This is a genomic window from Peribacillus aracenensis, assembly GCF_025175645.1.
In the GTDB taxonomy this organism is placed as follows: Bacteria; Bacillota; Bacilli; order Bacillales; family DSM-1321; genus Peribacillus; species Peribacillus aracenensis.
The window spans coordinates 20,955-28,454 of record NZ_JANZMJ010000049.1; the positions used below are offsets into that span (position 1 = coordinate 20,955).

Annotated in this window: 4 protein-coding genes and 1 pseudogene; 2 read left to right on the forward strand and 3 right to left on the reverse strand. The window is 34.3% G+C overall.

Annotation, left to right across the window (positions count from 1 at the left end; genetic code table 11):
• The first annotated feature begins 228 nt into the window (after nt 1-228).
• Entirely contained in the window at nt 229-2,016 is a 1,788-nt protein-coding gene (locus N0M92_RS27525; RefSeq protein WP_260288793.1) for a glycosyltransferase, read from the forward strand.
• A 1,823-nt stretch (nt 2,017-3,839) separates the two neighbouring features.
• Complete coding sequence (locus tag N0M92_RS27530) at nt 3,840-4,283, forward strand: hypothetical protein (protein ID WP_260288794.1); 444 nt, start codon at nt 3,840-3,842, stop codon at nt 4,281-4,283.
• A gap of 206 nt (nt 4,284-4,489) precedes the next feature.
• On the opposite strand, the gene wecB is transcribed toward N0M92_RS27530, so the two are convergent.
• The 3 genes and pseudogenes from wecB to N0M92_RS27545 form a co-directional block, all read right to left on the reverse strand.
• Complete coding sequence (gene wecB / locus N0M92_RS27535) at nt 4,490-5,599, reverse strand: non-hydrolyzing UDP-N-acetylglucosamine 2-epimerase (RefSeq protein WP_260288795.1); 1,110 nt, start codon at nt 5,597-5,599, stop codon at nt 4,490-4,492.
• On the reverse strand, nt 5,596-7,107 hold the full coding sequence (locus N0M92_RS27540) for a glycosyltransferase family 2 protein (RefSeq protein WP_260288796.1): 1,512 nt from the start codon (nt 7,105-7,107) through the stop codon (nt 5,596-5,598). The genes wecB and N0M92_RS27540 overlap by 4 nt, the downstream gene beginning before the upstream one ends.
• Nucleotides 7,108-7,288: 181 nt before the next feature.
• Nucleotides 7,289-7,500 (reverse strand): annotated as a pseudogene (locus tag N0M92_RS27545) (NAD-dependent epimerase/dehydratase family protein); the annotation flags it as partial.

Sequence of the window (7,500 nt, forward strand, 5' to 3'; positions counted from 1 at the left end):
CCTATTTTCGAGTAAGCCAATATTACAGATTTTACGTTCAAATAACTTCTTAATTATCTTCAGTCTCCTTTCTGTTAAATATTCCAAAAGTCGGATAAAGCACATATGTGATTAGGCATTTCCACCATTTATTGCGAGCAAAGCACTAGATTATATGTATATCAACTAGTTCCACTACATATACATACATTTGATTCTTTTTAAAAAATTGCTGGAGGTTTTTTAATTATGCTATACAACACTTTTCTTACATTCCATGGGAATAGCACCATAACGACTCAAAAACAACTATTCACTGAAATTAAAAATACATTCACAATAGAATTTTGGGCAAAACCAGAAGTTCCTCATGAATTGAAAAAAGAATCATCAAGGGGTATTTCCAAAATCATTAACGAACGATTTGTCATTGTACCCGTATTTGGAGCATATGGGGATGGAGATGGTTCTCGGGCAGGTGTTGGGGTATCGGTAGGAACAAATGGGATCTCTATATACGAGCACACAATTGACCATTTACCTGCGACTTTAGTTTATGATGCACCAATAAATGGTTGGACACATATTGCAGTTGTATACGCTAATAAAAAACCTACATTATATATAAATGGGAAATTTACAAAAACTGGAAAAGTCAGCAGAAAACAAACAGTAGTTCCTTCGGGAGTTTTTGGGGGAATGAAGGATTTAAGCTTTTATAAAGGTGGCATTAATGAAATACGGATATGGAACACAGCAAGAATGCACCATGAAATCCAAAAAAATATGAGCCGGACTCTTACCGGAAATGAACGTTCCCTTTTGGGCTATTGGAAATTAAATGAAGGTTCCGGAATAATTGCTCACGATTCTACCATGTATAAAAATGACGGAAATATTGAAGGGGCAGAATGGAGCTTTCGCTCCCTTAAAAATACAAGAACACAAAAAAAACACATGAATATCTTGTTTACTTTTTTTGTTCCAAGCGGGGGCATTGAAACATTAAATAGACAACGCTTTAATGCGCTTGCACAAAAGCAAATAAACTGTCACTTTTTATATTTACAAAATGGATCGGGACTACAAAACAAAATTAATACTTCAATTTTTGTGACAAATAGAAATGATGAGATTAAATCAATTATCTTACAAGGGAATTATGATGCTATTGTTGTTGCTTCCGATCTCCGTCTATTACAAACAATTAAGAATTTTGGGTACCAAGGAATATTAATTTATGAAAATCAAGGATTAGGTTACAACAAGGCACATGCTTATAACTATTTACAAAGTCACAAAACCATTATTGACAAATACTGTGACGCTATTTTGTACCCTAAAACACCTCACCTTATTCAAGCTTTTGAGACTTATTTTCCAGGTAAGAAAAAATATTGTTTTCATAATTGCTTTAATACAGATGATTTTAAATACCAAATACACCCTAAGAAGGATAACCCGATTATTGGTTGGGTAGGAAGGCTGGAGGAAAATAAAAACTGGAGAGATTTCCTAATTATTGGGTCTAAATTAATCCATAAGAACCCTTCTATCCAACTTTGGATGTTTGAAGATAACACATTATCAAATCAAGAAGAAAGGTTAGCCTTTGAACGAAAAATTGATGAATTAAATTTGAGAAACCACCTTACCATGTATGCAAATCAACTACATAGTAAAATGGCTGAATATTTTTCTATCATTGGTGACTCCGGTGGCTTTTTATGTTCTACATCAAAAGTAGAAGGTTTTGGTTATGCGGTTCTTGAAGCAATGGTTTGCCGATGCCCTGTTCTATCAACAGATTCTGATGGAGTGAGCAGTTTTATTAAACATAATATCACTGGAAAGTTTTTCGATTTGGGAAATATCGATCAAGCGGTGCTAGAAGGTTATGAGTTATTGTCAAACATTCCTTTAAGAGAAGAAATTAGACGAAAGGCTGTCGAACATATAGAAACACACTTCTCACCTGTTAAATATTCAACGAACTTCATAAATATGTTATACACTCTTAAAAATGAAAAGTATTGAACTCAAGCACTCTAAAACTCTATCTTTGAAATTTTTTCATTAATAATGAAATCAAAATGTCAATTTGAGAGTCACTTACCCTTTGGAATATTTAACGTAATAATCGTACTAATTTAAATGTAATACTGAAATTCATACAAGTTAGCAGTGCTTCTTGAACCAGTAATACTTTTTTAGAAAATAACCTTATGGAAAGATAAAGTTATTTCACCTATGATAATAACTCCTATCTTTCCGAAAGACCGAAGCAATATAGTATTTTACTTAATGAACGGTAGAATTCTGTTTAACACCTTATCTTAAATCACTACTTCATTTCTTATGTAAGGGCATGCAATATTCCAAAAACTACGCCTGTGCTATATCAAGTATCTGATGAAAAGTTAATCAATACCTTCGTTATTTCAACCAATGATTCTTTGGTGTGACAGCCGATAATCACCGAAACCCATAAAACACCAGTTAAAAAAAAAGTAATCAAAACTCCGCTTTCTTCTTCTCCATAAATGCGTAGCCATGTATACTCCTAAAGGTCTATACCAAAAAATTAACTCGAGATACCTACCAAATTATATTTTAAACCACACACGATCAACTAACCTTGCTTAACAGTAAAGAAACCTCTACATACAACCAAACCAAGCAAAAACAACAGTGAGATTCCCTCTCTTACTTACATAATGGATATAAAAATAAAGGGCACCCGTAAAAAAATTCACCAAAATTCGGATAAAACACGGGAATGGTTGCTAACATAGAATAGGAACATTACTTATTATTGATGATTCCATAGAGTTCGAATGTTCTACCTTAATTACAAAAAGCACAATTTTACAGTGAGATTTGTTGTTTATAAAAAGCCATCAGGCAGTGTAGTGATAAGAACTGATGGCTAATAATCAATTACGAGAATAATCTCAGTCCACTCCTCATAGAAAAAAGCTGAGAATTATTAATAGTAAATGTGAATTGTAATTATTAGTAAGACAGGCTTAATTATTTACGGAACATGGACAAGTGGGTCTTCCCGGCTTGAGTCAAAATATAAATCTGCTCTTTTATTTGACTATTGATACTTTACTGAGTAGCAGCGTATTAAAAATCAGACAGCTGCTGTTCCACTTACCACTCCAAAATTTTATTGTATTCTAATTAAATTAATAACTTTCCTACAATTTCCTTAAAACGCTTCTTAACCCCATTAACAAAATCATTACGCCAACTTCCTATTTTACCTCTCCTAAAGTTACGGATCATTTGGGTTTGATATTGCTAATCATCAAAAATACTACTTTATTGATCGCTAATGATTGCTGGTGAGAAACCAGCTCTTCATATGTGACAGAAAATAAATTTGGGCAGTTTTTCCATTCGGAAGGGCCTATATTTTTGCTTTTGAGCGGTTATTATCCTTTGCGTAAAGAGACATTGAATCTTCAGTAATTTTATCAAGATAATAGGCATAAGACACAACAATGTCCTTTGGATCGCTACTTATCACCACATTCATTAGAATGATATAATTTTGATTATTGTGTAATCCGTCTAATAGAGCAAAGTGTTGCTTAATTTGATGATCTCTGCCCTCAAAAAACGATTTCTGGTATTCCTCTTGATAGTATGAAAATAGCAACTTTACTTTACACTAGTTAGACTTGATTTGTATATATACACTCTTTAAAAAACATATAAAGATAACAATATAACGTATGTGATATATAAATTCATTAAATCAATAGTGGAAAATTTCCAGATGTACAAGCAAAAAATTAATTATTTGAATATATTAAATTGAAATTCACTTTTGAAAGGATGATTTAACCATGTCAAAATTTCTTGATTTAAGAACTACACAGAATGCTAGTTATGCTAACTCCATATCTATTCCTATTTCCGGAACTGGCACACCTCAATTTATTGGACAAGTTGGTTTGGACGTTAGTGGTGCAACTGGTACCATCCGTGTTGGACTATATGGAACGGTTGCAGTTCAACTACCTCTCCTTCCGGTAACCTCTTCTATTACTCTTACAGTTGTTGAAGGTACCAATATCACTCCAGAACAAGGAATCGTTTACTCTGCATCACAGGTCTTAGAAGCCAATATATTAGGCCCAACTATCCTCACGTTTAATGGAACACGTTTTAATGCACCAGTCCCCCCAGCAGGTCAAGTACTCGCATACTCATTATTTATCTCTACTAATGCATTAGGGCTTGAAAGAGTAGGGCCCGAGAGCTTTAGCGCAATCGCAGTTTCAGATTAATAGGCCGAGCAAGTAATCCTTTAACTAGTTGGAAAACCCAATGACAATTCTTTTTAATTGTCGTTGGGTTTGTTCTATTTTCAACACATACTGGATTAATCGATTTATATGAGGTTCTATTATGGAAGTTAACCAATGGGAAGTATTATATAGACATCTGTTAGGGCACCAGAACAAAATATTTTATTCAAAGAAAGTGATACGTTCTAACTCTCCCAAGAACCCGCTTCATTCTTAATAAATTCAACAATTTTCTTAGCTGCAGTACCATCCCCATATGGATTTGGGATATTGGCAATCATTTTATATTCCGATGGATTCAATATTAACCGTGATACTTCATTGTATATGCTCTCTTTAGAAAGCCCCACTAATTTTAGGATTCCAGCTTTGACACCCTCAGGGCGTTCGGTAGAAACCCTTGCTACAAGTACAGGCACTTTAAGCGAGACCGCTTCTTCTTGTATTCCGCCTGAATCTGTAATAACCAAAAATGCTTTCTTTAACAGGTGCGCAAATACTTCATAATCGATTGAACTAACAACGGATAATCTTTCATGTGGTTTTAAATATCTGTCAATTTGCTTTCGGACGTTTGGATTCTTATGCACAGGAAAAATGACATGAACATCCTTGTGATTTTGTAATATTTCATTGATTGCGAAGTATACGTTTTTTAATTCATTAAAGTTTTCCCTTCTATGTGTAGTTACAATGATGTTTTTCTTATCATTTTTCAAGAGTTCTGACACGGGTTGAGGTACAGGTTTTGAAGTAACGTCTAGGAGCGCATCAATAACGGTATTTCCTACAACTTTTATTTGATTATCAAGTATATTTTCTTTCAGTAAGTTCAGCCTGTTATCTTGGGTAGGGGCAAAGTGATAAGTCGCCATTCGACAGACCAGCTGACGATACATCTCTTCAGGAAAAGGGGAATACATTTGATTTGTCCGTAAACCAGCTTCCACATGTCCGACAGGGATTTGTTGTAAAAAGGCCGCATATGCCCCCGCAAAAGTAGTAGCTGTATCACCGAGTACCAACACAAGCTGTGGCTTTTCATCTGCAAGAATGGCCGATATCCTAGTAATCATTTTAGCAGTAATATCCTGAAGCTTTTGGTCCTGGCTCATGATATTAAGGTCATATTCTGGAACTATCGAAAAAATTTCTAAAACTTGATCCAGCATGCCTCGATGCTGTGCAGAATTTAAACAGACACAGTTTAAATTCGTTTCGTTTCTTAATTCTTTAATGATGGGTGCCATCTTGATTCCCTCAGGCCTAGTTCCAAAAATAGCGACAATTTTCATGATAATCCCCTCGGTCTCAAGTCTACTTTTACTAAACTTCCTTCATTAAAAATGAATTCAGGAATATATTCATTACCCCATTCTTTTATCTTTGCATGTACGATTTTTTGTATTTCTGAACTAATTTCTTCTTGCTGTATAAGAGTGATATTTTTTTCATGTCTTCTTTGATGATATAAAGCGCCATTAATCCAATGAAAGTCATATTTCTCAGCAAGATCTAAAAACATTAAGAAATCATCTAGAATGGCCGGTTGACCATCGATAAATCTTTTCCATCCCCCAATACTTTTTAGTGCTGATTTTCTATAAAGCCTTGGACAATGAGTTTGTAAGTTAGATAATACATCATACTTATCCCCATAATTTAATCCTGGTATTATAGGGCCTTCAATAAGTTTCTCTCCAACTTGGTTCCATAATTTACGATTTGCATATGTGAGGCCGACATTTGGTGGCTGTTTATCCATTTCCCTTACCATGATCTCCAATGTCTGAGGATCGAGCCAATCATCGCCATCCAGTTCAAGAACATATTCCCCTAAGCAGAACTCAAGGCCTGCGTTCAATGCATGAGCCTTTCCACGGTGATTAAGGAAAAGCCCGATGAGTCTGGAATCTTTTTTTTGATAGATGATTTCTTGAGTTCCATCGGTGGAACCATCATCTACAGCAATAAGATGGAAGTTGGTAAACGTTTGATTAAGGACACTTTCAATCGCATGGTCGATATATTTACACTGATTATAAGAAGTTAACAATACTGATACCCTTGGAATGTCTTGTATCGTTTTCCGATTATCAATGCTGCTTCTCATACTTTCTAGTATCAGATCCTCAGACGGTGTCAAAGTGGTAAGTGAATATTTTCCATTGACTCGGTATTCCATTAAATATTTCTCCAGAAAATAAATATCGCCATGCTGTAGAATCCTCATCCAAAAGTCATGGTCCTGCGCGATGGGAAATTTATTTCTGTATCCACCTGCCTTTTCAAATGCCTGCCTCCTAAATAAGAAAGAGGCTCCTAAAAAACAAACGGAATATATTTGTTCTTTTGGGCGTCTCATTAATGAAGTCATAAATTGATGCATCTCTTCAGAATTTGATACATTGATGCCTTTCTCATTTATTCGATGATATAAAGAATAAACGAGAACTATTTCTTTTGGTGTAGAGTCCATTGTTTTGACTAATGCCTGCAAGAATTCGGGATAATGCCTGTTATCACTGGATACCCAAGTAAGGTAGGGACAATCAGTAAGATAAGAGAATCCCTCATTTAAGGTATACGCAATGCCTTGGTTTTCTGTTCTGTTAATAATTTGAAAGGGTATCGTTAACACTTGTGATGCTTCATAAACTGCATTAACCGTCTCTACATTAGCCCCATCTATCACAATTGCCAGTTTGAACTGTCGAAAAGTCTGATTTTGAAGGGATTGTATGCATTCAAAAATGTATTGTGGTTCTTGATTAAAAACCGGAAGCACTACTCCTACTTTCATTACGTTCCTCCTAATGATAATTATATAAGTTTATAAACCTTTATTTCTGATAGCACCCATATATACAAATCAATAAATCTTCTCGTATTTATGGTACAGTCCTTTTATCAAAAAATTCCTATTAGAATCCTTTTTTTTAGAATTATTAATCAACATTCAGTAACATCTGATTTATATTTGATCATTTATTCATACGGTAGAAATTAAGAATATCTAAAATAGATTTTTCTAAGTTAATAATAGGTTCCCATCCTAATTTCTTAATTTTATCCAAATTAATTTCATTATGAACTTCGCTTGCAAAGTTATTGTTTGTTTTCGTTATAAATTCCACATTTGTGAATGATTTAAAATGATTTATGATGTTTTCTAATGAATGACTCTTCCCTGAAG